At 60.6% G+C, this 25,707-nt stretch carries 30 protein-coding genes and 1 pseudogene; 2 read left to right on the top strand and 29 right to left on the bottom strand.

Annotated features, from left to right (window positions below; genetic code table 11):
• Positions 1-12 precede the first annotated feature (12 nt).
• The 6 genes and pseudogenes from queC to J3D54_RS06120 all read right to left on the bottom strand — a co-directional run bounded on the left by queC (position 13) and on the right by J3D54_RS06120 (position 3,238).
• Positions 13-711, bottom strand: coding sequence for a 7-cyano-7-deazaguanine synthase QueC (gene queC / locus J3D54_RS06145; protein WP_253417135.1), 699 nt, complete (start codon positions 709-711; stop codon positions 13-15).
• 119 nt (positions 712-830) lie between these two features.
• Positions 831-926, bottom strand: a pseudogene (locus J3D54_RS06140) (excinuclease); the annotation flags it as partial.
• Between the two features lie 6 nt (positions 927-932).
• The gene (locus tag J3D54_RS06135) at positions 933-1,211 is read right to left on the bottom strand and encodes a hypothetical protein (RefSeq protein WP_253417134.1); all 279 of its coding nucleotides are present in this window, start codon (positions 1,209-1,211) and stop codon (positions 933-935) included.
• Positions 1,212-1,240: 29 nt separating this feature from the next.
• Positions 1,241-1,552: a ferredoxin gene (locus J3D54_RS06130; protein WP_253417133.1), complete on the bottom strand. Its 312-nt coding sequence runs from the start codon at positions 1,550-1,552 to the stop codon at positions 1,241-1,243.
• Between the two features lie 19 nt (positions 1,553-1,571).
• Positions 1,572-2,468: a DMT family transporter gene (locus tag J3D54_RS06125; protein WP_253417132.1), complete on the bottom strand. Its 897-nt coding sequence runs from the start codon at positions 2,466-2,468 to the stop codon at positions 1,572-1,574.
• Entirely contained in the window at positions 2,468-3,238 is a 771-nt protein-coding gene (locus J3D54_RS06120; RefSeq protein ID WP_253417131.1) for an iron-containing redox enzyme family protein, read from the bottom strand. The genes J3D54_RS06125 and J3D54_RS06120 overlap by 1 nt, the downstream gene beginning before the upstream one ends.
• Positions 3,239-3,370: 132 nt before the next feature.
• Here J3D54_RS06120 and J3D54_RS06115 point away from each other — a divergent pair, with 132 nt between their 5' ends.
• Positions 3,371-4,285, top strand: a complete 915-nt coding sequence (locus tag J3D54_RS06115) for a LysR family transcriptional regulator (protein WP_253417130.1) — start codon at positions 3,371-3,373, stop codon at positions 4,283-4,285.
• Positions 4,286-4,312: 27 nt separating this feature from the next.
• On the opposite strand, the gene J3D54_RS06110 is transcribed toward J3D54_RS06115, so the two are convergent.
• The 21 genes from J3D54_RS06110 to J3D54_RS06010 are packed head-to-tail and all read right to left on the bottom strand — an operon-like array spanning position 4,313 to position 22,495.
• On the bottom strand, positions 4,313-4,450 hold the full coding sequence (locus J3D54_RS06110) for a hypothetical protein (RefSeq protein WP_253417129.1): 138 nt from the start codon (positions 4,448-4,450) through the stop codon (positions 4,313-4,315).
• Between the two features lie 45 nt (positions 4,451-4,495).
• Entirely contained in the window at positions 4,496-5,722 is a 1,227-nt protein-coding gene (locus tag J3D54_RS06105; protein ID WP_253417128.1) for a beta-ketoacyl-ACP synthase, read from the bottom strand.
• Positions 5,722-6,450: a 3-ketoacyl-ACP reductase FabG2 gene (locus J3D54_RS06100; RefSeq protein ID WP_253417127.1), complete on the bottom strand. Its 729-nt coding sequence runs from the start codon at positions 6,448-6,450 to the stop codon at positions 5,722-5,724. Before J3D54_RS06100 ends, J3D54_RS06105 begins: the two co-directional genes overlap by 1 nt.
• A complete protein-coding gene (locus J3D54_RS06095; RefSeq protein WP_253417126.1) occupies positions 6,450-6,908 on the bottom strand; it encodes a hotdog family protein in 459 nt (152 codons plus the stop codon). The genes J3D54_RS06100 and J3D54_RS06095 overlap by 1 nt, the downstream gene beginning before the upstream one ends.
• Entirely contained in the window at positions 6,905-8,101 is a 1,197-nt protein-coding gene (locus J3D54_RS06090) for a beta-ketoacyl-[acyl-carrier-protein] synthase family protein (RefSeq protein WP_253417125.1), read from the bottom strand. The genes J3D54_RS06095 and J3D54_RS06090 overlap by 4 nt, the downstream gene beginning before the upstream one ends.
• On the bottom strand, positions 8,098-8,595 hold the full coding sequence (locus tag J3D54_RS06085; protein ID WP_253417124.1) for a hypothetical protein: 498 nt from the start codon (positions 8,593-8,595) through the stop codon (positions 8,098-8,100). Before J3D54_RS06085 ends, J3D54_RS06090 begins: the two co-directional genes overlap by 4 nt.
• Positions 8,595-9,320, bottom strand: a complete 726-nt coding sequence (locus tag J3D54_RS06080; protein ID WP_253417123.1) for a class I SAM-dependent methyltransferase — start codon at positions 9,318-9,320, stop codon at positions 8,595-8,597. Before J3D54_RS06080 ends, J3D54_RS06085 begins: the two co-directional genes overlap by 1 nt.
• Positions 9,317-10,564 (bottom strand): NAD(P)/FAD-dependent oxidoreductase, encoded by a 1,248-nt coding sequence (locus tag J3D54_RS06075; RefSeq protein WP_253417122.1) that lies wholly within the window; start codon positions 10,562-10,564, stop codon positions 9,317-9,319. Before J3D54_RS06075 ends, J3D54_RS06080 begins: the two co-directional genes overlap by 4 nt.
• Positions 10,551-11,708, bottom strand: coding sequence for a sodium:proton antiporter (locus J3D54_RS06070; RefSeq protein WP_253417121.1), 1,158 nt, complete (start codon positions 11,706-11,708; stop codon positions 10,551-10,553). The genes J3D54_RS06075 and J3D54_RS06070 overlap by 14 nt, the downstream gene beginning before the upstream one ends.
• Positions 11,708-14,047: an MMPL family transporter gene (locus tag J3D54_RS06065; RefSeq protein WP_253417120.1), complete on the bottom strand. Its 2,340-nt coding sequence runs from the start codon at positions 14,045-14,047 to the stop codon at positions 11,708-11,710. Before J3D54_RS06065 ends, J3D54_RS06070 begins: the two co-directional genes overlap by 1 nt.
• Positions 14,031-14,633: an outer membrane lipoprotein carrier protein LolA gene (locus J3D54_RS06060; protein ID WP_253417119.1), complete on the bottom strand. Its 603-nt coding sequence runs from the start codon at positions 14,631-14,633 to the stop codon at positions 14,031-14,033. The genes J3D54_RS06065 and J3D54_RS06060 overlap by 17 nt, the downstream gene beginning before the upstream one ends.
• Positions 14,630-15,055, bottom strand: coding sequence for a thioesterase family protein (locus J3D54_RS06055; protein WP_253417117.1), 426 nt, complete (start codon positions 15,053-15,055; stop codon positions 14,630-14,632). Before J3D54_RS06055 ends, J3D54_RS06060 begins: the two co-directional genes overlap by 4 nt.
• Entirely contained in the window at positions 15,048-16,592 is a 1,545-nt protein-coding gene (hutH, locus tag J3D54_RS06050; protein ID WP_253417116.1) for a histidine ammonia-lyase, read from the bottom strand. The genes J3D54_RS06055 and hutH overlap by 8 nt, the downstream gene beginning before the upstream one ends.
• Complete coding sequence (locus tag J3D54_RS06045) at positions 16,573-17,520, bottom strand: glycosyl transferase (protein ID WP_253417114.1); 948 nt, start codon at positions 17,518-17,520, stop codon at positions 16,573-16,575. The genes hutH and J3D54_RS06045 overlap by 20 nt, the downstream gene beginning before the upstream one ends.
• Positions 17,517-18,251: a glycosyltransferase family 2 protein gene (locus tag J3D54_RS06040; RefSeq protein WP_253417113.1), complete on the bottom strand. Its 735-nt coding sequence runs from the start codon at positions 18,249-18,251 to the stop codon at positions 17,517-17,519. The genes J3D54_RS06045 and J3D54_RS06040 overlap by 4 nt, the downstream gene beginning before the upstream one ends.
• Complete coding sequence (locus tag J3D54_RS06035) at positions 18,244-19,926, bottom strand: acyl-CoA synthetase family protein (protein ID WP_253417112.1); 1,683 nt, start codon at positions 19,924-19,926, stop codon at positions 18,244-18,246. The genes J3D54_RS06040 and J3D54_RS06035 overlap by 8 nt, the downstream gene beginning before the upstream one ends.
• Positions 19,923-20,468 carry a membrane protein gene (locus J3D54_RS06030; RefSeq protein ID WP_019581882.1) on the bottom strand — a complete coding sequence of 182 codons (546 nt, stop codon included), beginning with the start codon at positions 20,466-20,468 and terminating at the stop codon, positions 19,923-19,925. The genes J3D54_RS06035 and J3D54_RS06030 overlap by 4 nt, the downstream gene beginning before the upstream one ends.
• Complete coding sequence (locus tag J3D54_RS06025) at positions 20,465-20,719, bottom strand: acyl carrier protein (protein ID WP_007936741.1); 255 nt, start codon at positions 20,717-20,719, stop codon at positions 20,465-20,467. The genes J3D54_RS06030 and J3D54_RS06025 overlap by 4 nt, the downstream gene beginning before the upstream one ends.
• Positions 20,720-20,728: 9 nt before the next feature.
• Entirely contained in the window at positions 20,729-21,004 is a 276-nt protein-coding gene (locus J3D54_RS06020) for a phosphopantetheine-binding protein (RefSeq protein WP_253417111.1), read from the bottom strand.
• Positions 20,982-21,794 (bottom strand): 1-acyl-sn-glycerol-3-phosphate acyltransferase, encoded by an 813-nt coding sequence (locus tag J3D54_RS06015; RefSeq protein ID WP_253417110.1) that lies wholly within the window; start codon positions 21,792-21,794, stop codon positions 20,982-20,984. Before J3D54_RS06015 ends, J3D54_RS06020 begins: the two co-directional genes overlap by 23 nt.
• A complete protein-coding gene (locus J3D54_RS06010; RefSeq protein ID WP_253417108.1) occupies positions 21,770-22,495 on the bottom strand; it encodes a beta-ketoacyl synthase chain length factor in 726 nt (241 codons plus the stop codon). Before J3D54_RS06010 ends, J3D54_RS06015 begins: the two co-directional genes overlap by 25 nt.
• A 354-nt stretch (positions 22,496-22,849) precedes the next feature.
• Here J3D54_RS06010 and J3D54_RS06005 point away from each other — a divergent pair, with 354 nt between their 5' ends.
• On the top strand, positions 22,850-23,620 hold the full coding sequence (locus tag J3D54_RS06005) for a ParA family protein (RefSeq protein WP_253417107.1): 771 nt from the start codon (positions 22,850-22,852) through the stop codon (positions 23,618-23,620).
• 33 nt (positions 23,621-23,653) lie between these two features.
• Here the strand turns inward: J3D54_RS06005 and trxC are convergent, their stop codons facing one another.
• Together trxC and selO are read right to left on the bottom strand one after the other, a co-directional pair.
• On the bottom strand, positions 23,654-24,088 hold the full coding sequence (trxC, locus tag J3D54_RS06000) for a thioredoxin TrxC (RefSeq protein ID WP_253417106.1): 435 nt from the start codon (positions 24,086-24,088) through the stop codon (positions 23,654-23,656).
• Between the two features lie 116 nt (positions 24,089-24,204).
• Positions 24,205-25,668 carry a protein adenylyltransferase SelO gene (gene selO, locus J3D54_RS05995; protein ID WP_253417104.1) on the bottom strand — a complete coding sequence of 488 codons (1,464 nt, stop codon included), beginning with the start codon at positions 25,666-25,668 and terminating at the stop codon, positions 24,205-24,207.
• Positions 25,669-25,707: the final 39 nt, after the last annotated feature.

Genomic DNA, 25,707 nt, shown 5'->3' with positions numbered 1-25,707 from the left:
CACGGTTAAACGCTATTTAATTTGCAGTTTTTCCTTCAGGCTTTTCATCACCGTTGATTTGTTTTCGAGATACACATTAAAGCCTTTTGCTCGAAGATTGCACGCCTCACAGTCACCACATCCACTGCCTTTTACTCCGTTGTAGCAAGTCAGTGTGTGGTGCTGAATCAATTCAAGCTTTCCATAATGATCGGCCAGAGCCCAAGTTTCAGACTTGTTCAGCCACATGAGCGGTGTTTCAATTCGTAGTTTATAGTCCATCCCCAATTCAACGGCTGTATTCATCGCTTTGATGAATTCATCCCTGCAATCCGGATAGCCTGAAAAGTCGGTTTCACAAACACCTGTGATTACAGATGTGGCGCCAACTTGATAGGCATAAATAGAAGCCAGCGTTAAAAAAAGAATATTTCGACCGGGTACGAAAGTGTTTGGCAGGCTCCCCCCTGAACTGGCGGTGGTTGGGACGGGAATGTTGTCGCGAGTCAGGCTGCTGATCGCTAACTCATTTAATAATGAAGCGTCGAGCACCTTGTGCACTGTCACACCAAGTTTTGCCGAAAGCTGTTGCGCCACTTCAATTTCTGCGCGATGGCGCTGACCGTAATCAAACGTAATGCAGTGTATTTCATCATAAGTTTGCAATGCATGGATCAAACAGGTTGTTGAGTCTTGTCCGCCACTAAAAACAATGACTGCCTTGTTATTCATGTTGTTCTCATCCTTGGGGTAATCCCGACATGTCGCTGGGGAACATGGACCCTACCGGGAAGCTAAAACTCTGGCTGTGGGACGTTTCCGAAATGACATGCTCCGCTTTCCTTTTGTTTCTTGGCATCCTTGCGTTCATTGCTTTTGTAGAAACAGACGATGTTGGTCACAGCGTTGTTTGTCGTTTGATGCAGACTGATGATTGCCGTCGGGATATCCTGTCAGCGGCTCACGCGTATGCCTACCGGATCTTGTGCGGTTCTTTGCCTCCATCGTTGAAAGCTTCGGCTCCATACCACGTACTCAGCAGTCAGTGCTTTAAAGGCTTCGAGGATCGGCTTGTTCACGGCCCAGTTGCCGTGGCGATTTTGGTACACATGAGCTTCACCGAACATCAGACGGATCTCCCGCACGGCGAAGGCTTGCGGTAGATAGTCTTGTTTACGGTATTCGGCCAACATCCATTGGGCGATGCGCATGTCTTCATCTGTCCAGGTCATGGCGTGGATTCCTGCTTAGGCCACTTGGGTCACAACGGCTTATCGGGACGGAAGAGGTGTTGATTGAGAATGCGTTCAACCTGTTGCGGCGTCTTGCACGAGAACCACAGGTTAGCTGGGTAAATCACCATGACCGGGCCGTGGTCGCAGCGGCCAAGGCAGCCCGATGCGTTGGCGCGCGATGTTCCTGGTGCACCCATTTTGGCGAGCTTGCGTTTTGCTGCGCTGAGCAATTCATGAGCGCCTGAGCCCGAGCAACTACGGCGACCATCAGGGCGCAGGTTGGTGCAGATCAGCACATGGTGTTCGTAGGCCAGGGTCGGATTTTCTGCATCATTCATAGGTGGTCACGATCTCTGTTCAAACTTTGTCGGCAGGAACCGCGACTTGCGATGGTTCCAGATTGAGGGCGAGTACGCTCGTCAGCACAATGATCGTTCCGACGATGACCATGGCCGAAGGGCGTTCACTCAGAACCAACGAGGCCATCAACATCGCTGTGGGCGGTATCAGGTAAAGCGAAATGGAGGCGCGGCTCACATTGCTGTGCGCCAGTACGTATGCCCAGGCGAGGTACGCAAGGGCGCTGGGGAAGATGCCCAGAATGAGCACCGCCAAGTTGGCCGAAGTTGAAGCGTTTTGCGCTTCGCTCCACAGGCCCGGGACATACACAAGGAGCAGCACCGTGCCGGACCAAATGGTGTAACACACCATCGTCAGCCCGTCGTAACGTTGGGAGTGGCGTTTTTGCAAGGCGAAATACAGACTCCAGGACAGCGCCGCCAACAGGATCAGCAGCCCGTGCGCGTCCAGCTCACCAAAACCACGGTCCCCGGTGACTACCACAGCGGCACCGAGTAGGCCGCACAGCACACAGATCCATTGCCAGCCGTTCACCCGGTCCTTGAACGCGAAATGCGCCAATAGCGTGCTGAACAGCGGCGTGGATTGTGCCAGTACGCTGGCGGCCCCGGCGCTAACGCCTTGTTGGCCATAGTTGAGGGCTATGTGATGCAGGCTGACGGCGAGGAATCCCAGCACGGCCAGCAGTGGCAGGTCTTTAAGGCGGGGCAGGGAAATACGCACCACCAACGCGACCCCGGCCATGAACGTTGAGGCGATGAGAAATCGCACCAGCGCGAGATGACCGGGCTCGTAAGCCTTTAGCCCGATGTGGATTCCAATGGGGGAATAGGCCCAGCAAAGGATTACAAAAACCGCCGCCAAAGCGACTTTTACGCTGGGCCTTGTATTCATCAAATCGTCATCCCGGACGCAACACGATTTTGCATGCTGGGCATGGCATGGGCTATGCCGTTCCAGTACTGCTCGGTGATGACCAGGAAGCGGTTGAATGACGTGCTGACTTCCTCTATGTGTTGGTCGGTGGTGCATTCCTGGGTGGCGGCTTTTACGGCCTGGATCTTGTGTTCTTTTTCTGCATCCCCGATGTGGATGTAGAAATACTCGCAGTGCTCATGAAAGTCGTCGTTATTGGCATACAGGTGCTGATAGTTACGTGCTCCTTCGTACAAACGGGTGAGCATCGAATAGGCCAGCCACTCCTGAGCCAACAATGTGCCGAGCACGTGGCGCGGATTATTGCTGTCACCACCGTCGGTATAAAGACTCAACTGCTCGCGGCTGAACGCAATAGTGCTTTCAAGCACAGGCACGGACATAAGTTCATCCATGCTGTACGGTCGATCAGCGAGACGACTGAGAAGGTCAATCAAATAACTTTCCAGCAGGGCAAGGTGGGCCTTTTCCGGGTTGCCGTAGCCCATCTCGGAGTACAGGTTTTTGACGATTTCGACCTGAGCGTATAGGTCGTCAGTGCCTATAAATGACAGGGCAACCATACGAGAGGTCTGCGTGGTACGGGCCAGATAGTTTCGAGCAAACACCTCAACGTCGGCGAGGGGGAGCGAGCCACCCATCCATCGTTGGTAGAACGCGTTATTCAATGCTTTATGGGTGAACACACTTTCGGCGAGGGACTGGATTTTTCGCTCAACTAACTCCATAAAAAACTCCTGCTCATCAAGGGATATGAAAGGGCGACGGCGTCACGCGATGCGTGCTAATTGGAGTATCAAAAACACGTCACCTCACTACAAGTGACTTAAACTGATCTAAACATTCACTCTGGGTGAGTCATGGAATTGTCCCAACTGCGCATGTTCAAGACGGTTTACGACCTTGGCAGCATCGCGCGCGCCGCCGAGTTGTTGCACTGCGTGCCGTCCAATATCACCGCACGCCTCAAGTCCTTGGAGCGGGAGCTTGGCACGCCACTGTTTTTCCGCGACGGTCGAGGGCTGCGGATCACTCCTGCCGGGGAGGTATTTCTTGATTACGCGACGAAAATCCTGGGTTTGGCTGATGAGGCCCGGCGCGCGGTAGCGCCTACCAATACGCCTGGCGGCCCTCTGCGCATTGGCGCCATTGAGTCTAGTGCTACGGGACGGCTGCCCCGGTTATTGGCCAAGTACCATGCGCTGTACCCGCAGGTGTCGCTGGAGTTGAGCACTGGCACTTGGGCTCAACTGCTGGATGATACGCAGCATCACCGACTTGATGGGGTGATCGTGGCGGTGAACATTGAACGCCCCGGGCTCAAGCGTGCAGTGGTGTACCGTGAAGATTTAATCCTCATCGCGTCCGCATCCCATGGGCCTTTACGCACGGCGGCGGATCTGCAAGGCAAGGAGATTTTCATGTGGCCTCCAGGCTGCCCATACCGCTTCGCGCTCGAACAATGGCTGTTGCGCCATGACCAGGTGTTGCCGATTGTCAGCATCGCAAGCTATGGCGCCATAGTTGGCTGTGTCAGTGCCGGTGCCGGCGTTTCGCTGGTACCTCGCGGGATCTATGAGCAATACCGCCACACTGCAGGTTGGCAAGGATACGAATTCCCGGAGCTGACGAGTATCGACAACCTGTTTTACTGGCATGAAAACTCAGGTCGACACCCTGCTCGGGAGGCGTTTTTGGCGCTACTGCAGACAGAGTTCGAGGGCCCAGCGGTATTAGAAGGGAAGATTCGTGCACCTCAGGTAGAACCAGACTGATCGGAACAGGGGGCGAGTCTTGAGTTACTAAACCTTCGCCAAATCCCCCCTCAACGCAACCCCAGCCATGATCGCCCCTGCGTGGCATTCATAGGTCTTGGCATCCTTGCGCTCGTTGCGCTCGTTGCGCTCGTTGCGCTTGTAGAAGCTGACGATGTTGGTCACGGCGTTGGCGCCGGCATGCTGGTCTCCTTGACCCTGGTATTTCGTTTACGACCAGCGGCGGAAGATCAACGAGGTGTTGACCCCACCAAAAGCGAAGTTGTTGTTCATCACGTACTGGTTGCTCATCTGCCGGAATTCACCGCGCAGGTAATCGAGCTTGCCGCACTGTGGATCGACCTCATCGAGGTTGAAGGTGTGCACGTACAGGTCGCGGTTCATCATTTCGATGCTGAACCAGGATTCCAGCGCGCCGCAGGCTCCCAGGGTGTGGCCTAGGAAGCTCTTCTGCGAGCTGATCGGCATGTGTTCGCCGAACAAACTGTTGGTCGCCAGTGTTTCGGCAATGTCGCCCTGTTCTGTCGCCGTGCCGTGACCATTTACATAGCCGATGGCGCTTGGGTCGAGCCCGGCGTCTTCCAAAGCCAGCTCCATGGCCCTGCGCATGGTGATCAGCTCGGGACGGGTGGCATGCTGGCCGTCGGCGTTGCTGCCGAAACCGACGATCTCGGCGTGGATGCGGGCGCCACGCGCCAGGGCGTGTTCGAGTTCTTCGAGCACCAGCATGCCGCCGCCTTCACCAATGACCAGGCCATCGCGGCCGCTGTCGTAAGGTCGTGGACTGGTTTGCGGGGCATCGTTTTTCAGGCTGGTCGCGTAGAGCGCATCGAACACCATGGCCTCGGTCGGGCACAGCTCTTCGGCGCCGCCGGCGAGCATCAGCGGCAGGCGGCCGAACTTGATCGACTCGTAGGCGTAACCGATGCCTTGGCTGCCGCTGGTGCAGGCGCTGGAGGTCGGGATCAGTCGGCCAGTGAGGCCGAAGAAGATGCTGATATTCGCTGCCGTGGTGTGCGGCATCATCCGCACGTAGGAGTTGGCGTTCAGGCCTTCGGCCACCGAATTGAGCAGCATTTTGCCGAACGCCTTGATCTCGTCGGTGCTGCCGGTGGACGAGCCGCAGGACACGCCCATGCGCCCGTCCTTGATCGACTCATCACCCAGCAGCCCGGCGTCCTCCAGGGCTTTTTCCGCTGCGCCGACGGCCAGCCGCGATACCCGGCCCATGCTGCGCAGTTGCTTGCGCGTCCAGTGGCCGGGCACCTGGAAGTCGTCGATCGGGCCGGCCAGGCGGGTATTGAGTTCGGTAAAGCGATCCCACTCGTGCATGCGACGGATGCCGCTGCGGTTGGCGGCGAAGTTGCCGGCGATGGTGTCCCAGTCGCTGCCCAGTGAGGTGATGCCGGCCATGCCGGTGACGACGACGCGCTTCATCAGCACAGGCCTCCGTTGACGGCCAGAACCTGGCGGGTGATGTACGAGGCTTCCGCCGACATCAGGAAATTCACTGCGCTGGCCACCTCTTCCGGGGTGCCCATGCGTTGTGCGGGGATCATTTTCATCAGTTCTTCCACCGGCACGTTTTCATCGAGCATCGCCGTGTCGATCAGGCCGGGTGCGACACAGTTAACTGTGATTTTGCGCTTGCCCAGCTCAATCGCCAACGCCTTGGCCGCGCCGATCAAACCGGCCTTGGATGCGCTGTAATTGACCTGTCCACGATTGCCGATCAATCCGGACACCGAAGTAATGCAGACAATCCGCCCGGCGGCGCGACGACGGATCATCGGCATCATCACCGGGTGCAGCACGTTGTAGAAACCGTCGAGGTTGGTGCGCATCACCACGTCCCAATCGTCCTCGCTCAGGGCCGGAAAAGCACCGTCGCGGGTCAGGCCGGCGTTGAGCACTACGCCGTAATAAGCGCCATGGGCTTCGACATCGGCTTCAAGGATGGCTTTGCAGCTGGCGCGGTTGCTGACGTCGAATTGCAGGATGCGCGCGTTACGGCCCAAGGCTTGCACTTCGGTTTTGACAGCTTCGGCGTCCGCCAGGCCGCTGCGGCAGTGCAGCACGATGTCATGCCCGGCCCGGGCCAGACGCAACGCGATAGCGCGGCCGATACCACGGCTGGAACCGGTGACCAGTACGGATTCAGTCATCACTCGACTCCTTGGGATTCATGTAGATATTGAGCGGCTTGAGGCGGGCGGAACACGTTCAGCCGGGCGGTCGCGTGGATGCCGGGGGCGGTGATGTGGCATTCGAACACGCCCATGCCGTTGTCGTCTTCCAGCGAGCGTATCCCATGGATGGTCAGCTCGGTGCCGGCAGGGAAGTGTTCTACGTTGCATTCGAATTTGCGGCTGCCGAGCAGGAAGCCCAGTTCCACCGCATTGCCTTTCTGGCGCGCATGGCAGCCGGCGTAAGCGGCGACGCTCTGGGCCATCAGCTCGATGCCGACCCAGGCCGGCAGGCTGCCGTCGGGGCGATTGAACAGGCCGCCGGGCTTGACGGTGAGTCGGGTGTAGATCTGCTCGTCGTCGAACGACAGGATCTGATCGATGAGGATCATGTCGCCGGCATGGGGCAACAGTTCGGCGATCGGCCAGGCAATCATGGGGCGTCTCCGATAATCAGGCTGACGTTATTGCCACCAAAGGCAAAGGAATTACTCATCAGGTAGCGGCGTGCAATGGACGTCAGGTGGTCGGTCGGGGTCACCCAATGCAACGCCGGCAACTCGGGGTCGGGCTGACTATCCCAGACATGAGGCGGCAGGGCATGCTCGTGGTTATCCGCGCTCAGGCTCAACCAGCAGAACGCCGCTTCCAGGGCACCAGCCGCGCCGAGGGTATGGCCGGTCATCGGTTTGGTTGACGAGCAGGGTACGCCTTGCGGAAACAGAGCCGTCACGGCCAGGCTTTCCATGGCGTCGTTGTGTTGGGTGGCGGTGCCGTGCAGGTTCAGATAGCTGATCTGTTGGGGTTGCAGGCCTGCACGGCTCAAGGCTTTGTGCATCGCTTGCCGGGCGCCACGGCCGGTGGGTTCCGGCGCGGAAATATGGTGCGCATCGGAGCTGGCGCCACTGCCGAGCAGGGCAATTGGCTGGCCGTTACCGGCGGTTTTACTCATCAGGAACAGCACCGCGGCTTCGCCGATATTGATGCCGTTGCGGTTTGCCGAAAACGGGTTGCAGCGCTGTTCGGATACGGCTTCCAGGGCCGAGAAACCGTTGAGGGTCAGCTTGCACAAGCTGTCGACTCCACCGCACAACACGGCATCGCACATGCCCAGGTCGAGCAGTCGCTGGGCACTCATCAGCGCCCGGGCACTGGAGGTGCAGGCGGTGGAGATCACATAGGCCGGACCGCTCAATTGCAGCCAGTCGGCGAGAAATGTCGCCGGTGCGCCGAGCTCCTGCTGCTGATAGTCATAATCGGCGGGGAACTGATGTTCGCGGATGTAATGGGCCAGGCCGCGGCTGGCCTCGTCGATGCCCGAGGTGCTGGTGCCCAGAACGACGCCGATACGGTCACGGCCATAGGTCTGGATCGCCTGCTCGATGTCTTGGCGAATTTGCAGCGCGGCCTCCAGCAGCAATTGATTGTTGCGACTGCTTTGATGAGCCAGCTCAGGCGGAATCGGCGTCAGTTCACCGCGCACCGCCGCCACTGGCAACGAGCGTTCCATCACCCAGCCGGCCTCGCTGCGCATGCCCGAGCAATCGCCGGCAAACAGGTTGCGGGCGACTTCCTGCTTGTCGCGGCCGAGGGCACAGATTATCCCGAGAGCGTTCAGGTAAGCGGTCATGGCGTGTTTTCGCCTAACGGAGTGACGCGATAGTGCGGGCCTTGGGACACGTTCAATTCAAAGCTCGGTGGTTGCGAAAGATTTGGTTGTGAATAGCGGATGTTCCAGCGCGCTGACAACGACCGTTGTCCGTCATGCTGCCGGGCGGTGGGATAGTTGCCGTGCAATTCGCCTTCAGGGGTCAATGCAAACAACAGGGCGGCGAACAGCTCCCGTGCTTCCGGATTGGGCGGTAGCAGACCGTCAGCTTGCCATTGGCCATCGATCAGTTTCTGTCGTGCCACGGGAATCCCCAGCGGGTCCATCATCGACCAGCGAATGCCCGGGCCTTCACGCTGGATCACCAGCAGCCAGTCCTGACGCTGCTCGGCCATCTGCCGTTCGATGTGCAATTGCAGCGGCAACGCCAGGTTCGGGGTTCGCTCGGGCAACGGCGTCTGGCTGGCGCAGGCGCTCAGCAACAGGACACAACCCAGAAGCAGCAAACGGATCATCAGACACCCTCTTCAAGGGGCTTGCGCGCGACCACATTGACCAGGGTTTCTTCCCGTTGGCCAAAGGGTTTTGGCTGGCGCAGGCCGAAGCGTTCGAGCAGGCCGAAATCCTTGGCGCGACTCCACCACAAGTAAGGGTAAGACACGTTCTGCGGGCCGAATTCAAAACCCTGCCGACGAATCATCTCCAGGTAGCCAGCGGCGCTCTTTTGCACGTGCATCGGGTGGCGGAACAGCCAGCGAATCACCCACGTATCAATGTAAGCCTCGGTGGACTCGGCGAACAGCAAATAGCCGCCCGGCTTGAGCACCCGATAGAACTCGGCCAGGGCCTGATCCTGCTCGACCAGGTGATGGAAGGTCTGGTGACAGAACAGCAAATCGACGCTGGCGTCCGGCACGTTGATGCTGGCGCAGTCGCTGCCGATCAGCTCTACCTCCATGCCCTGGCGGGCTGCTTCTTCGCCGCTCAGGTTCAGGCTGTGAGGGTCGGCATCCAGCCCGATCAGATGCTTGGGCGCGAAGGTCTGGCGCAGGTACTGGAACGACTTGCCCTGACCGCAACCGGCATCCAGCAAGACCGGATGACTGGGCAACGGTGTGCTGAACAGACCACGTAAATCATTGATCGCCACTCGCAATACATGGTGCTGCCAGGTATGGCTGCGCAGGAACCAGAAACCGAAACGGGTTTCTTCGACGTAGTTATCGCTCAAGTAACTCATGTCGCATCCCCGGCGCACAGGTCCGAGATCATCCGCAGTCGACGTTTGGCTTCGCTGACGAACGGGTTGCGTTCATCCCAGGCGTAACCGGCGAGGATCGAGCTGATCATGCGGCGGATATCTGCTGTGCCGCCCTGATAGAAAATCACATCCTGAAAGGTCCCGGCGTACCAACCTTCGACGTAGCAGCGGAAGGTGTCGACGCCGCGCTTGAGCGGTTCGGCGAACTCGGTTTGCCAGTCGACGCTTTCACCTTGCAGTTGGCGGTGCAGTACGCCGGCGGCCATGCTCGCCGAGCGCATGGCGATAGTCACGCCGGAGGAGAACACCGGGTCGAGAAATTCTGCGGCATTACCCAACAAGGCGAAGCCAGGGCCATGCAGGGTTTTGACGTTGGCCGAATAGCCGCCGATGGTCCGCGCTGGGGTATCCCATACGGCGTTGTTCAGCACCCCGGCCAGGCTTGGGGTTTCATTGATGAAGCCGCGCAGGCAATCGTCCAGATTCTCAGTGCGGCCTGCGAAGTGTTCGGCGGCCGCCACCACGCCCACCGAGCAACGGCCGTTGCTGAACGGAATGGTCCAGAACCAGATGTCGCGTTGGGTCGGATGGGTGGTGATGAGGATTTTTTCCCGTTCGAAAGCCGGGCTGTCGATACAGTCTTCGACGTGGGTGAATACCGCCTGGCGCACCGGAAAGTTTGACGGTGCTTCAAGGTCCAGCAAGCGCGGCAGCACGCGACCGTAGCCGCTGGCATCGAGCACGAAATCGGCCTCGACGCGGTATTGGCTGCCGTCTTCGCGAAGCACATCGAGCTGCGGTTTCGCCAAGCTGAAATCGACGCTGACGATGGCCTCGCCGTAGCGGACATCGACACCTTGCAGCTCAGCCTGATCGGCCAGCAGCTTGTCAAAGTCGGCGCGCTGGACCTGGAAAGTGGTCGGCTTGCCGTTGCTGAAGGTCTCGCCGAAATCGAAGGTGCTGTACTGATCGCCCCAGGCGAATGCCGCACCGTTCTTCAACTGGAAACCGGCCGCGTTTACCGCCTCGAGCATGCCGGCTTCTTCGACGAAATCCAGGCAGTGGGACAGCAGGCTTTCACCGATGGAAAACCGTGGGAAATGCTGGCGTTCGATCATCAGCACATCATGACCTTTGCGCTTGAGCAGCGCAGCGGCGATGGCCCCCGAGGGGCCGGCACCGATCACCACCACCTGACGATGTTCCATTTCAACTGTTGGCACGGGAGCTCCTTGCCGGGGCGGCGATGTTCAAAGGAATTCGGTGCATGCCGGCGAGTGCCGGCAGCAGGGTTGCGATCAGGCCCATCAACATCAGCGCGAAATACAGTGCCGGGCTGATGAGTTGTTGTTGCAGCAGCAGGTTGAGAAAGACGATCTCGCTCAAGCCGCGGATATTCAGTAAAAGGCTTTCCCGCCAGCGGCTGGCACCTTCAAACGAGACACCGGCCCAGCCCAGGCCCAGCCAGTTGCCCAACAGTTTGCTGGCAATCGGCAACAGCAAAAGGGCGACCAGTTGCATACCGCCGAGGCTGTCGAGGGCGCTGTGCACGTTGATCTGCACGATGCCGAACGTGAGGATCAGCGGGATGGCGATCCAGGTCTGCAAGCGACTCATCCACGCCGTCGGCAATGGCAGCACCAATGGCACCTTGAGCGCGGCCATGCACAGCAGGTAACCGATGCCGAAAATCAGCGCATTGAGCTTGAAGTGTTCGGCGACCACCAGCAGTGCGAAGAAGCAGCCGCAGTACAGCAACGGTTGGCGCAAACCGAGCAGTCGCAGCAACAACGGCAGGCAGGCACCGGCGAGCGGCAGCAACAGGCTGCTCAAATGCAGGCTGCCTTGGGCGAACGCGAACAGGGTCCAGCAAGTCAGGTCGATCAGGATCGCGGTCTGCACCAGCCGCCGGGTGGCGGCGGGCGGGTAATTGATGTGTCGCAGGTACAGGTACAACACCGGAATCGCGGTGATGGCGAACAGCAGGCCGACCGCCAACGAACTGATCCACGGCTGCGGCGGCAGCAGCCAGACCGCTGTCGCCAGCCCGCAGGCAAACGGAATGCAGAAACTCGGCAGGGCGATTTTCAGGCTCTGGCGATCCAGTCGCAGGTCGATCACGTCGCTGAGGATGTGCCCCAGCAGCAAGGCAAAGCTCAGGCTGTAGAGGTTTTTCAGCCAACCCGGCGAGATCAGTTCGGCACCGCTCAATTGCCAGCCCGGTTCGATCCAGAAGTACATCAGCAGCGGCAGGCCGAAGGTTGCCAGCAATAACTGGCTGACGATCGGAATCAGACCGAAACGTCGGCCTACGCGGGTGGCCACGGCGAACAACACCAGGGCCATCAGCCAAAACGCCGCGACCATCACGCTGCAGGCTCCGCAACCGGGGCGGCGTGGGCTTGGCGTCCGGCCCACGGCGCCAGGATGAAGCTGTACGCCAGGCCGAGGCTCACCGACAGGCCGAAGTTGCTCACCGCCGGCGTGCTGGACACTGCCAGCAGGCCAAACGACAACCATGTGGTTGCGGCTGCCAGCATGGTGCCCAACAGGCTCGCCGCGGCGCCGCCGATCTGTTCGCGCATGAGGATCGCGTAGTCGACGCTGATGGCCGTCACCAGCAGCAGGCCGAACAGGCTGAACAGCGTCAGCGGCTGACCGAGCCAGCCGAGGCTTGCCAGGCTGCACAGGGCCGCCAGCAGTGGCAGGGAGACGATTCGCAACGCGCCGCCGAGACCGAATGGCAGGATCAGCACCAGCACGATCAATACGCAGGAGGCGAGTTTCAATTCAGCGGCGCTGATTTGAGTTGCGGCGAACACCTTGTTCAGGTCGCCGAGGCGGTCGACCAGTTGCACACCCGGCAAGTCCAGCGCCTGGACCTGCAACAGCGCGGGATTGTTCAAGCCTTGCAGGCTGACCATCGCGGCCACGCCGTCATCGGCAGGCCCCAGCCACAGGGTGCGATAGGGCTCGGCCAATGGGCCGGCCAACGCTGTGTCGATGTCTTCGACGGGCAGTGCCTGCAACTTCGCCAACTCGGCTTGCAAGGCGTCAACAGGCACGCCAAGGTCGAGCAACGGTTGCCAGAACTGCGGCAGCTTGCTCAGTGCTTCACGCACTTTGCGCTGTTCGCTCGGCTGGCTGACCAGTTGGTTGAGCGACAGGTAGCCCTGGAGTTTCTCCAGGTTGACCAACTGATCCAGGCGCTCGTTCAGGGCCGTCTGGCGTTCGAGCAGTTCCTGCTGATTGGCCGCGCGTATCAGGAAGAACTGGCTGGTGGGTTGATAGCCAGTGATGCGTGCGATGGCCTGGGCTTCGTCGGTCAACTGCTGCGGTGTGCCGATCCATTGGCGAATGTCGTTTTTGGTCTGCAGCTGCAACAGCCCTCCGACACAGAAAGCGATCAGCAGCGCCAGCAGCACTGGCGTGCGAACGTATTTGAGTACTGTTTCACGCAGATTCAGCAAAAATTCGGCAATGCGCATCGGCCATTGCGCCGGACGCAACTGCACGCCCTTGAGCAGCGCCGGCAGCAGGCACACCGCCGACAGATAGGCGCCGAGCAGGCCGGCGGCGGAGAACACGGCAATTTGAGTCAGGGCCGGGAACGGCGTCCAGGCCAGTGCCAGGTAGCCGATGCAACTGGTGATCAGGCTCAGCGTCAGCCCCGGCAGGGTCAGGCGCAAGGCCGGCCAGCTGTGCCAGGGTTTCAGGCTCCAGCTTTTGGACAGGTAATGCAGCGGGTAATCCACCGCCACGCCGATCAGGCTTGAGCCCAGCACCAGCGTCATCACATGCATCTGACCGAACAGCGCCACGCAGGCCACCGCGCCGAACAGCATGCCCACCAACACCGGAACGAACGCCAGCAACACCCGCCAACGCCGGAAGGCCAGCAACAGCAACAACAGAATCCCCATGGTGGCGCCGCCACCGACCCAGGTAATCTCACGAGCGGCTTGCCGTTGACCGCTGGCGGCATACAGCAGGCCGCTGGCGGCGAGCAGTTGCACATCCGCCTGGGCGGCTTCTTCGCGACTGTGCTGGAGCAGGTCGGCCACTTGCAGCGGCAGGTTCATGTCGAACGCGTTGCCGGCGGTTCGCGCCCGCAGCATCACCCAGCTCTTGCCATCGGCATCGGCGACCAATGCGCCGCTCCCGATGTCCAGTTGCACCGAACCGCGCTGTGGCTGGCTGTTCTGGATGCGCCCGGTCAAGCCAAGCCAGTCATCCTGGCTCGGCACCAGGCTGAACCCGCTGAACGGGTCGAACAGGGCTTGCACCCGTTGCTGGATAAAGGCGTCTGGATGCTCGATGAGTTGCTGGCGATCGGCTGCGGACAGCATCGCCAGTCGGCCTTGCAGCAATTGCGTGCGCAGTGCCGGCAAGTCGGCTTGCAGGTTCCATTTGACCTTTTCGAACACACCGCTGGCTTGCCACTGTTCACCGAGTTTTTGCGCCATGGCGATGGCTTGCTGGCGATCCTTATGGCCGACCAGCACCAGCATTTCCCGGTTCAACGGTTCTTGCATGCGTTGTTCGGCGCGCAGTTCCAGGGCGTCCGGCGCGCTGCCTGGCACCAGTTCCATCAGGTTGGCGGACAGCGGAGCGCCGTCGCGCCACTGCCAACCGGCGAGCGCGAGCACCGCCAGCAGCAGGATCAGAAACAGCCGTGGCAGCATCCGTTCACTCGGCAAAGTCATGTTGCTCCGCATCGCTCAAAGGTTGGGCGCTGGTACTGTCCTGCATGCGCAACAGGGTTCGGTCACCCTGGGTTTCGAGCAGCTCGATGTTGTGCACCAGCTCGCCGCCGTCAATGTTGATCTGATTGAACACCTGCTTGAGCAGCATCGAGCGCGGGGTCAGGGTCAGTTTCCAGTTCTGGGCATCGCCGCTCAGCGACAGCTCGAAATCCCGTTGCAGGCCACTGCTGTCGCCTTGCAACACGGCGAGGAACAAACGGTTCTGTTCGGCGCCGGCACTCTTGTTCGGCAGCATTTGCCAACCGCTGGTATCCCGCCGGGCAATGCCCTTGTCGCTGATGCGGTAGTCCTGTTGCAGCGGCGTTTTCAGCAGCCAGAGCAGGCCGTGATTTTTCGCCAGAACGAAGGTGCCCTTGCTGGTCAGCGGCTGGGGTAGGGCGCGCAGGTGTTTTTCCTGGATGAAATTGCCGTGGATCACATCGGGTTTGGCCAGTTGATCGCTCAGTTGCTGCAGATCGAAGGCCTGCGCCAATGATGAAAGCCCGAGCAACGCGAAAGCGCCTAGGTATTTGAAAACTGCATTCATGACAGCACCCTTTCAACCGCGTCGGTAAACACCTTGGGTGAAGCCAACTGCATTTCGCGGCTGCTCATGTCGACCGCGACCTGCACGGAACAGGCGCGGGTCAGGCGTTCGCCGGTGCTCAGATCGCTGATCAGATAACTGATCTTCAGGCGGTTTTCCCACTCCACCAGACTGGCGCGCACATTCAGCTTCTGGCCGAACACGGCGCCGCGCACATAGCGCAATTGCAAGTCGATCACCGGCCAGGCGTAACCCGACGCAACCATGGCGTCGTAGTTGTGGCCGATCCTGTCCAGCAGCGCACAACGGGCGACTTCCAGGTATTTGACGTAATGGCCGTGCCAGACCACGTTCATGGTGTCGACGTCAAAGAACGGGACGAGGATTTCCGTATCGGTGTGAAGCACTCCCTTGCTACGCATGCAGCCTCCAGTGTTGCTCGGCGATGCGTTGCAGGCACAGGCGCAATTCGCCTTCCAGGGCACGGTCTTCGATGACTGGCGGGAAGTCTTTGGCCAATTCTTCGTGCATCGCGGCCAAGGCCGGTGGCAGTGGACGCGCGTCTTCAGCCTGGCCGCGCAGCCAGACGCCTTGATTGGCGGCCAGCAGCGTGGCAGCGGCGACCTGTTCGGTCAGCTCCAGCACGCGGATGGCGTCGCGGGCGGCAATGGTGCCCATGCTGACTTTGTCCTGGTTGTGGCACTCGGTGGAGCGCGAGAAGACGCTGGCTGGCATGGTGTTCTTCAGGGCTTCGGCGGTCCAGGCGCTGGTGCCGATCTGCACCGCCTTGAAACCGTGGTTGAGCATCGCTCGGTCGGCGGGGGCGCCCGACAGGTTGCTCGGCAAACCGTGGTTGTAGCGTTCGTCCACCAGTAGCGCGAGCTGACGGTCGAGCAAGTCAGCGACGTTGGCCACCAGGTTTTTCAGGCTGTCCATGGCGAACGCGATGTGGCCGCCGTAGAAGTGTCCACCGTGCAGCACGCGTTCGGCTTCGGCGTCGATGATCGGGTTGTCGTTGGCGCTGTTGAGCTCGATCTCGATGAACGAGCGCAGCCAGTTCAGGCTGTCGGCCAACACACCGAGCACGTGTGGCGCGCAACGCAGGGAGTAACGGTCTTGCAGGCGATGCAGCGGCGCGGTCGGCGCGTCGATCGCCAGATCCTTGCGCAACCAAGCGGCAACTTGCATCTGCCCGGGATGGGGTTTGGCGGCGAACAGACGCTCGTCGAAGTGCTCCGGGTTGCCCTGCAAAGCGACCACGTTCAGCGCGGTGATGCGCGTAGCCAGTTGCAGCAGGTAGTCGGCACGGGCGTAAGCCAGGCACGCAAGGCCGGTCATCACGGCGGTGCCGTTCATCAGCGCCAAGGCTTCCTTGGGGCGTAATACCAGCGGTTGCCAACCCAGTTCCTTGTGCACATCAGCCGCTTGCCGGCGTTCGCCGCGGAACATTACTTCTCGCTCGCCGGACAAAGTCGCGGCGACGTAGGACAGCGGCGTCAGATCACCGCTGGCGCCCACGGAACCTTCTTCCGGAATCAGCGGCAGGATGTCGTGTTCAAGGAACGCTTGCAGGCGCTCCAGCAACTCCACGCGCACCCCGGACACGCCGTGGCACAGTGACTGCAAACGCGCCGCCAGCACCGCGCGGGTAGCCTGGGCGTCGAGCAGTTTGCCCAGACCGCAGCCGTGGAACGTGTACAGATGACGGGGCAACGCCTCGACGTGGTGCAGCGGCACGGCCACCACACAGGAGTCGCCATAACCGGTGGTCACGCCATAGATCACGCCTTCCTTGTCCAGCAGGGAATCAAGGAATTGCGGACCCTTGGCGATGCGCTGGCGAAACTCGGGGTCGCCCTGCAACTGCGTCGGCACCTGACGGTTGGCCAGGGCCAGCACGTCTTCGATGCGCAATGGGAGTTCGCCGAAGGTTACCGGCTCAAGCGTTGGCGTCGTCATCGGTCTTCCAGAAAGGGTAAAAGTTGAACCATTGTTGGGGCGCTTCGAGGCAATAGTGACCCAGGCGTTCGGCGTAGCGTGAAGCCCACTGATGAATGACCTGTTCGCGGTCGCTGCGTTTCCATGCCACCGCCTCGGTGAACGGCTCGAGGGTCAGTCGATAGTCGCCCGTGGGCTTCTTCAGGCACAGCAGCAGATTGACCGGGCATTTCAGCAGACCGGCCAATAGCCAAGGGCCTTGAGGGAAGGCTGCCTGATGGCCGAGAAAATCCACCGTCACACTGCGCCCGCCATGCAACGGCACACGGTCGCCGGCAATTGCCAGCCATTCGCCGCGTTCCAGGCGTTCATGCAGTTGCAGCATGATCATCGGGTCGAGCTCGCTGACCTGAATCAGCCGCAGATTGGTCGCCCCGGCTTCGCCCAGCAGACGGTTGAACTGTTCGGCGTGCTTGGTGTGCACCAGCACGTTCATGGTGACTTTCTCGCCGATTTCGGCCAGTGCCCGGCAGACTTCAAGATTGCCCAGGTGCGCGCCCACCAGCATTTGCCCGCGTGTGCCGCGCAGTTTATTGCGCAGCAGCGCCGGGTCGATGATTTCGATCTGCTCGATGCTCAGCTTGCCGTTCCACACGTCGAGTTTGTCGAGCATCGAGTCGGCGAAGGCCATGAACTGGCCGAACACCCGCCAATGGGTCGGGCGCAATTCGTTGCGTCCGCTCCAGTCGGCGAGCCGCTGTTGATATTGCCAGGCGCTTTGGCGGGCGCTGCGCCCGAACAGGAAAAAGTACAGCACGATGCCGTACAGCAGCGGGCTCAACAGTCGTCGGCCCAGCACTTTTGCGCAGAATGCGGTGAACTTCATCAGCCAGAAACTGCCGCGTTCCTGGCGGTCGGCCCAGTGCTGTTTGTCTGCGTTGCCGTTCATGCCCGCCACCGTCGCCAGAGGATCACCGGTGCCCGCAGCAACATGCCGAAGAACAGCCGGGTGTGCATGCTCGTAATCAGTACGTTGTCGTAGAACAGCCGGAAATGCGAAACGCCATCCAGCGGGTAATGGACCCTGGTTTTCAGCCACTGCATCGGCAGATTGCGCCAGGCCAGGCGCACCAGGATGTCGGAGTCGAAGTCCATGCGTTTGCCGATCCTGGCCGAGTCGATCAGTGCCAGGGTCGGTGGCAATGGATAGACACGGAAACCGCACATCGAGTCGCGAATCTGCAGCGACAGGGTGTTGATCCAGACCATGACGTGAGTCAGGTAGCGCGCGTACAAACGACCTTTCGGCACGCTGGCGTCGTATTGCGGATAGCCACAGATCACCGCCTCGGGATGGTTGCGCGAGTATTCGATGAAGACTTTGACGTCTTGCAGGTCGTGCTGGCCGTCGGCGTCCACCTGCAAGGCATGGCTGAAGCCCAGGCGCGAAGCTTCCCGCAGTCCGGTCATCACCGCGCCACCCTTGCCTTGATTGACGGTGAGCCGGATCAGATAAACCCTGTCGCGCAGGGCCAGTTGGTCGAGTACCTTGGCGCAGACGGCGCTGCTGGCATCGTCCACCAGAATGCAGGGCAGGTCGCAGGCAAGCAGCGCATCGACCACGGCAGTGATGGCGGTTTCATGGTTGTAGACCGGGATTATGGCGCAGGGGTTATGCATCGCTGGCAGCCTCCAGCAAAATCCGCCCGCTGGAGCAGGTGGCGGTTTCGTTGCGATAGGCGAAATACAATTTGCCGCGCGCCGGATCGAAGCGCAGGTGTAACTGGATTTCATCGCCAGGGCGCACCAGTTGCTGGAATTTCAGCACTTCCATGCCGGCGAATTTTGCTGGCAGGGTCATCAATTGCTGGGCCAGGCTCAATGCCCAATCCACCTGCACCACGCCGGGCAGTACCGGCGCCCGGGGAAAGTGCCCGCTGAAGTACGCCAGGTCTGGCGGGACCGCCAATTGCAGGTTCCACTCACCTTCGACTTCGACCTGCTCCAGCACTTGCGGCACCTTTGGGCGGGGCGCCAGCAGCAAGGCTTCAACCTCTGCCTGGGGCAGTTTGCCCTGCGCGTTCAGCGGCAGTTGTCGCAACAGGCGCCAGCGTCGTGGCAGGGCCAGCGTTTCACAATGCTGGTTCAGATGCTGACGCAACGCTTGCGTGAGGCTGCGTCGTCCCTGATTGCGCAAGGCATGCAGGCCTTGCTCGCTGAGCACCAGCAGCGCGCCCAATGAGGCGCGATTTTCCTGAACCACACCCAGGCGCGCTTCGGCGACCCAGGCGTGAGCCATCAACGCGTGTTCGAGCATCGGTAGCGAGATACGTTTTTCTTCCAGTTTGACGATCCGGTCCAGTCGCCCCAACAGCTCGAAACGGCCGTCGGCGGCGATGCGCGCGGCATCGGCGGTGTGTTCGATATAGCCGGCCGGCAAGTACGGCGACGCAATCAGCAGCGCGCCATCGCTGTCCTGGCTCAACTCCACGCCTGCGAAGGGCTGCCAGAGATCCTGGCCCTGACGCCAGGCGATGCCGCCGGTTTCCGAGCTGCCGAGGATCTCGGTCGGCCATTGTTGCAGGCGTTCGTAAAGGCTTTGCGAGGCTTCGGCGGGTAACGCGCCACCGGAGGAGAACACTCGGCGCACTGCGCTCAGCGCTGGCCAGTCGAGGTTGTCGCCCATGCGCTTGAGCAATGCCGGGCTGGCGACCCAGGCGAAGGCCGGGTGTTCACGGCTGGCGCGTTGCAAGTCTTCCGGGAAAGCCAGTTGCTTGCGCACGAACGAACGCCCGGCGCACAACGGCCACAGCACCCGAAACAGCAACCCGTAGATGTGCTGGGTGGCGACGCTGCCAATGATGCAGGCTTCGCCCAGATCCGCGCCCCACAGGTGCTCCAGCGCTTCGACTTCATTGGCCAGTTGGCGCAGGGTTTTGTCAATGCGCTTGGGTTCACCACTGGAGCCGGAGGTGCACAGGCTCAGCTGACAACGATCCAGGTCCAGCGGGTGGGCCGGCAGCGGCGGATGCCGATAATCGCTCAGGTGTGCATCGTCGGCCTGATCGGTCAGCCACAGATCGACCTCGGTCGACCAGCGCTGGCGCGTCTGCGCTTGCAGGTCGGCGGGCAGCAATACGCTGACCCCGGCACGCCAGGCGCCGAGCAGGGCAATGGCCAGGTCGGCGGCGTCTTCAAGGTGTACGGCGATGCGCTGCACACCCTGGGCGTGCAGGCCGGCAGCCAGGCTCAGGGCCCGGTCGCACAATTGCGCGTGATTCAACGCCGGTTCGGCCGTCACGGCACGCTCCGGCTGAGCCTTGAGCAACAGTTGCTCAAGTTTTATCCAATTCATGGGTGGCCTCGTACCCGTTGTCGTATGAGCCATTCAATGGCGAACATCAGGCCGATCAATCCATAGGAGATCAGGCCGGTGTACAACATCCACCAGCTCAGCGGCGCCCAAAGGGTCAGGGCGGCGGCGCACAAACCGTTGCAGAGAAAAAACACGCTCCAGGCAATTGTCACCTGGCGGGTGTAGCGAATGGCCCTGGGCGGTAATTCCGGTTCCCGCAGGCGGGCCAGGCGCTCGACCATCGGCGGGCCGTATTTCAGGCTAAGACCGAACAGCGCCAGCATGAACGCGCTGATGAGCACCGGGTACCAGCGCAGCAGCACCGGGCTGTCGAACACTGCCAGCAGCAGGCAGAACGCGATGGCGGCCGTGGACATCCACAGGCTGCCGGGGCGCCGTTCGCCGGTCAGCGCTCGCGCCAGCCACAGGCTGCCCAGCAGCAGACCGAACTGCCACGGGGCAAAATGCTCCATGCCGAAATACACCGCAAAGGGGTACAGCAGGCCTGCGAGCAGCAGGCCAAGGCCAATCAGTCGGCTCATGCGGCGGGTTGAACCAGACGGTAGACCGCCTCGACCACGTCGCTGACGGTGCGCACTGATTTGAATTCTTCGGCGGCGATTTTCTTGCCGGTCTGGCGTTTGATGTGATCGATCAGGTCGACTGCATCGATGCTGTCGATTTCCAGATCCTGGTACAGGTTGGATTCCAGGCTGATGCGCTCGGGGTCCAGCTCGAAGAGTTCGACCAGAGCATCGCGCAGGGTGTTGAAAATATCGTCACGAGTTTGCATGGTCCGGTCTCAAGCTGCCTGTGTTGCACTGACGAACGCCGCAAGGCTCGCCACGTTGCTGAAGTGTTTACGGGTGTCTTTGGCGTCGGCATCGATTTTGATGCCGTACTTTTTCTGGATCGCCAGGCCGAGTTCCAGCGCGTCTACCGAATCCAGGCCCAGGCCTTCGCCGAACAGCGTCTGGTCGTCGCCGATGTCGTCGACGCTGATGTCTTCGAGGCCCAGGGCTTCGATGATCAGCTCTTTGATTTCCTGCATCAGGCTAACGGTGTTCTGATCGCTCATCTTCGGCGAGCTCCTTGATAAAGTAAGAGTGCAAATAGTCATTGAGCTTGCGCGAGGCCTGGGGTGCAGGTCCTTGCGTAGCGAAGGCCTGTGGGTCTATATCGGCCCCGACGCAGAAACTGAAGTGCACGCGGCGTTTGGGGATCCGATACCAGGGTTCGGCCTTGGTCAATGTGGTCGGGTTGACCTTGATAATTACCGGGGTGAGGATTCTCGCACCGCGCAGGGCGATTGCCGCCGCCCCCCGATGAAAGGCCGGCGGTTGGCCGGGCTGGGTCCGGGTGCCCTCGGGGAAAATGATCAGGGTCTGACCGCTTTTCAGCGCCTCGGCAGCGGCGTCGAGCATGTCCATGCTGCCATCGTTGCTGATGTATTCGGTACAGCGTAGCGGACCGCGGGTGAACGGGTTTTCCCAGAGGCTTTTCTTGACCACGCAATTGGCGTGGCGCACCAGACCGATCAAAAACACCACATCGATCAATGAAGGGTGGTTGGCGACGATCATCTGGCCTGGCCGTCCGAGTTTTTCCGCCCCCTGTATGTCATAAGTCAGCACGCCGCTGCGCGCCATGAAACGAATGAAAAACCAGAAGCACCGGCTGACCGTCTGCCGCGCTCGCAGACGATGGGCCTGGACGCCTCCCGGCAGGCAATTCAGCAGCGGGAACACCACCAGTCGCAGGCACAGGCTGCTCAACCCGAACAGGGTGAAGCTTGCGGCAGTGGCCAGCAGGCGCCAGTAGTAGGCGTCGCGGTTTTTATCGGTTACGGGTTGCGTTGCCAGGTCCATACACGATTTTTCCAGGCATGTTGGCAGGTAGTCTGCTGGCCGAGCAGGGTGTGCATCAGATTCAGTGCATGCGGCCAGTGGGGGTTGGACAACGCTTGCGAGGTGCTGTTCAGCGACAGCTGCCACTGATTACCGGGGGTAATCAGCAGGCCGATCGCGTAAGGGAAAGGCACATCATCGATCCAGGTCGAGTAGGCGGCGGGCGGTTGCTCTTCGGTGACGATCAGCAGTACCGCGGGCGCGCCTTCCTCAAGCAGCGTCGCGGCCTCCAGCATGCCGTGTTCAAGGCCATCGCCGGCGGCGGCGAGGGCGGTCATTTCGCTGGTTTCGCCGCGCATGATCGACCACAGGCCGATCACCGCGTTGTGCACCGACAGGCTGAACTGGGTGGGCGACAACGGTTGGTCGGTCGCCAGATCGCTGAGAATCTCGAAGGTGCGCGGTGTTTCGCCGTGGCGGGAAATAAAGACCAGCGGTAGGTCCTGGCGACCATCGGCCAAGGGCCAGCCGACACTGAACGCCATCCGCGCCAGGCGGCTGAGTCGCCGGCGCTGCATGGCCGGCAGGAACGACACATCCGGGGCGGCATCGCTGGGCTCGAGCACGACCGGTTGTCGGCTCCAAGCCTGCCAATCATCCACGCTTTCAAGCCCCGGGGCCCACGCGCGCCATTGGGCGATGTTGAAGTTGATCACAGACATTCATCCCGCCCCTGCGGGCTTCCTTGACGTGGTGAGTCGCAAAACCGCGGCTGACCTGACATGGCGCTTAACGCCGAGTGGCGCGCATTATCCCGGTGCTGCGGGCGTGTAGCAAATACTGGTTACATTTTGCGCAACGAAATGTACCGTCTGGTTCGCGAAAGGCTGTCGTTTGGCCATTATCCTCAATGCGGCGGACATGTCTGTCGGCACTGTCGGCTATCAATGGACGAGTTGGCAGCTTTTCCGGCCAGAGATTTGCCTATGACTGTGTAGTCTAGATGCTGGCGAGGTAGCTAAGCAGCGATGTGGACTACTACACTCGGTCATTCTTTGATACACGGAGGTTTAGACATGCGGCGCGTGGTGTTCAATCAGAAAGGTGGCGTGGGCAAATCAAGTATTGCCTGCAATCTGGCGGCGGTCAGCGCCAGCGAAGGCTATCGCACGCTGTTGGTGGATCTCGATGCCCAGGCCAACTCCACTCAATACCTGACGGGGCTTACCGGTGAGGATATCCCGATGGGTATCGCCGACTTCTTCAAGCAGACCTTGTCGTCCGGGCCGTTCTCGAAGAAAGGTCAGGTCGACATCTACGAAACTCCGTTCGACAACCTTCACGTCATCACTGCCACCGCCGAGCTGGCAGACTTACAGCCCAAGCTTGAGGCCAAACACAAGATAAACAAGCTGCGTAAGTTGCTCGATGAGCTGGACGGTGATTACGACCGGATCTACCTCGACACCCCGCCAGCGCTGAATTTCTATGCCGTCTCGGCCTTGATCGCCGCTGATCGTGTGCTGATCCCCTTCGACTGCGACAGCTTCTCGCGCCAGGCGCTGTATGGTCTGTTGGCGGAAATCGAAGAGTTGAAGGACGACCACAATGAAGGGCTGGAAGTCGAAGGCATCGTCGTCAACCAGTTCCAGGCCCGCGCCAGTCTGCCGCAGCAAATCCTCGACGAACTGATCGCCGAAGGGCTGCCGGTGCTACCGGTGTACCTGGCCAGTTCGGTGCGCATGCGCGAATCCCATCAGGCCAACACGCCGCTGATCCACCTCGACCCACGGCACAAACTGACCCAGCAATTCGTCGATCTGCATGCTCTGCTGGAAAATGCCTGACTTCTACATTGTTCAGGGATTTCGGGATCGTTATCAGATCCCCTGACTGCGCAACCAGTTCATCAACTGCGGTAACGGGAAGGCCCCGCTCTGACGAGCCACTTCCCGGCCGTTCTTGAACAGAATCAGGCTCGGGATCGAGCGAATCCCCAACTGCGCCGACAACTGCTGATTCGCCTCGCTGTCCAGCTTGGCCAGCCGACACTTGCCCGCCAACTGCCCCGCCGCCTGCTCGAACACCGGCGCAAACGATTTGCATGGCCCACACCAATCCGCCCATACATCCACCAGCAACGGCAGGTCACCCTTGATCTGACTGGCGTAATCGCCTTGTTTCAACTCGAACGGCTGGCTCAACAAGACCTCAGCCTTGCAGCGGCCGCACTTTGGATGATCGTTGAGGCGCTCGGCGGGAATGCGGTTCAGGCCGTTGCAGTGGGGGCAGGGGATGAGGAGTGGGTCGGTCATGATTGGCTCTCAGTTGGGCAGTCCATGAAACTGATCTGGAGTCGAAGGTGGTCTTTATCAAGGAGATAGGTTTCAGGGCCCTTACCTTTTTCAGTTGTGCAGAGGGCCGCGTTCACTCACGACGAACAGCTGATCTCCAGATGTTTGCCCCATTCCGGTGGCCGCTCGGCGTAGCTCTCCATTCCAGGCTGCTCCTCGAACGGATTGCTCAATACCGCGTGCAAGCGACGAACTTCTGAATAGTCGCCGCTTTGCGCCGCATCGATGGCTTTTTGCGCCAGATAATTGCGCAGGATGTACAGCGGATTGACCGCATGCATTCGTTTGCGGCGCTGCTCCTGATCAATCACGCCTTCACGGGCAACCCGGGCGGCGTAAAGCTCGCCCCACGCATCGAAGCCCTTGATGTCGACAAAGTCATCGCGCAACCGGGCGACAGCCAGTTCCGGTGACTCATCGCCCAGGCGGCGCAAGAACAGGCTGTAATCGACGCCGCTGTTCTGCATCAGTTGCAGAAGTTGCTCCAGCAGCTTCTGGTCGTCGTCTTCAGCTGTGGTGAAACCGAGGCGGCGGCGCATCAGGTCCAGGTAGTGGGCCTGGAACAGTGGCAGGTACAGGCCGAGGGTTTCGCGCAGGGCTTCGACGCTGATGAACGGCGTCAGGGCCTGCGCGAGGGCGCTGAGGTTCCACTGGCCAATCGGTACCTGGTTGCTGAAGGAGTAGCGGCCCTGGTCATCGGAGTGGTTGCAGATGAAGTGGGCGTCGAAGTCGTCGAGGAAGGCGAACGGGCCGAAGTCGAAAGTGATGCCCAGGATCGACATGTTGTCGGTGTTCATCACGCCGTGGCAGAACCCGTAGGCCTGCCATTTGGCGATCAGTTCGGCATTACGCTCGACGATTTCGCGGAACATCGCCAGGTACGGCTCCGGCTGCTCCAGGCAGTGCGGGAAGTGCATGGCCAGCACGTGCTCGCCGAGTTCTTTCTGCTGCTCGGGGCGCTTGGTGTAGTAGAAGAATTCGAAATGCCCGAAGCGCACATGGCTCGGCGACAGGCGCAGGACCATGGCGGCGCGTTCCTGTTTCTCACGCCAGACCGGCGTGTCGGAGCCGATCACGCACAATGCGCGCGTGGTGGGAATGTTCAGGGCATGCAGGGCTTCGGAGGCAAGAAACTCGCGGATTGACGAGCGCAGCACCGCCCGTCCATCGCCCATGCGTGAGTAAGGCGTCTGACCGGCCCCCTTGAGGTGCAGGTCCCAATGCTCGCCGGCTTCGTTATAGACCTCGCCCAGCAACAGGCCGCGACCGTCGCCCAACTGCGGGTTATAGGAGCCGAACTGATGCCCGGAATAGACCATCGCCCGCGGCTCGGCTTCGGCCCACAACTTGTGGCCGCCGAACAGCTCGGCGAACACCGGCGTTTCGGCCTCGGCCGGGTCCAGGTCCAGCAGCGCCATGGCGGCGGGGCTGGCGACCACCAGTCGTGGAGCCGCGATGGGCTCAGGCAGCACATGGCTTGAGAACGCGTCGCCCAGGCGGGCGAAGCGATTGTCGAAGGTCAGTTCGTCGAGGGCTTTCAACGGCCATCTCCAGCAGAATGTCCGAGCATTCTGCTAGGG

The organism is Pseudomonas sp. GGS8 (assembly GCF_024168645.1).
GTDB lineage: Bacteria > Pseudomonadota > Gammaproteobacteria > Pseudomonadales > Pseudomonadaceae > Aquipseudomonas.
Note: the sequence above shows the minus strand (reverse complement) of the source record. Positions and strands in the feature narration are given on the sequence as shown.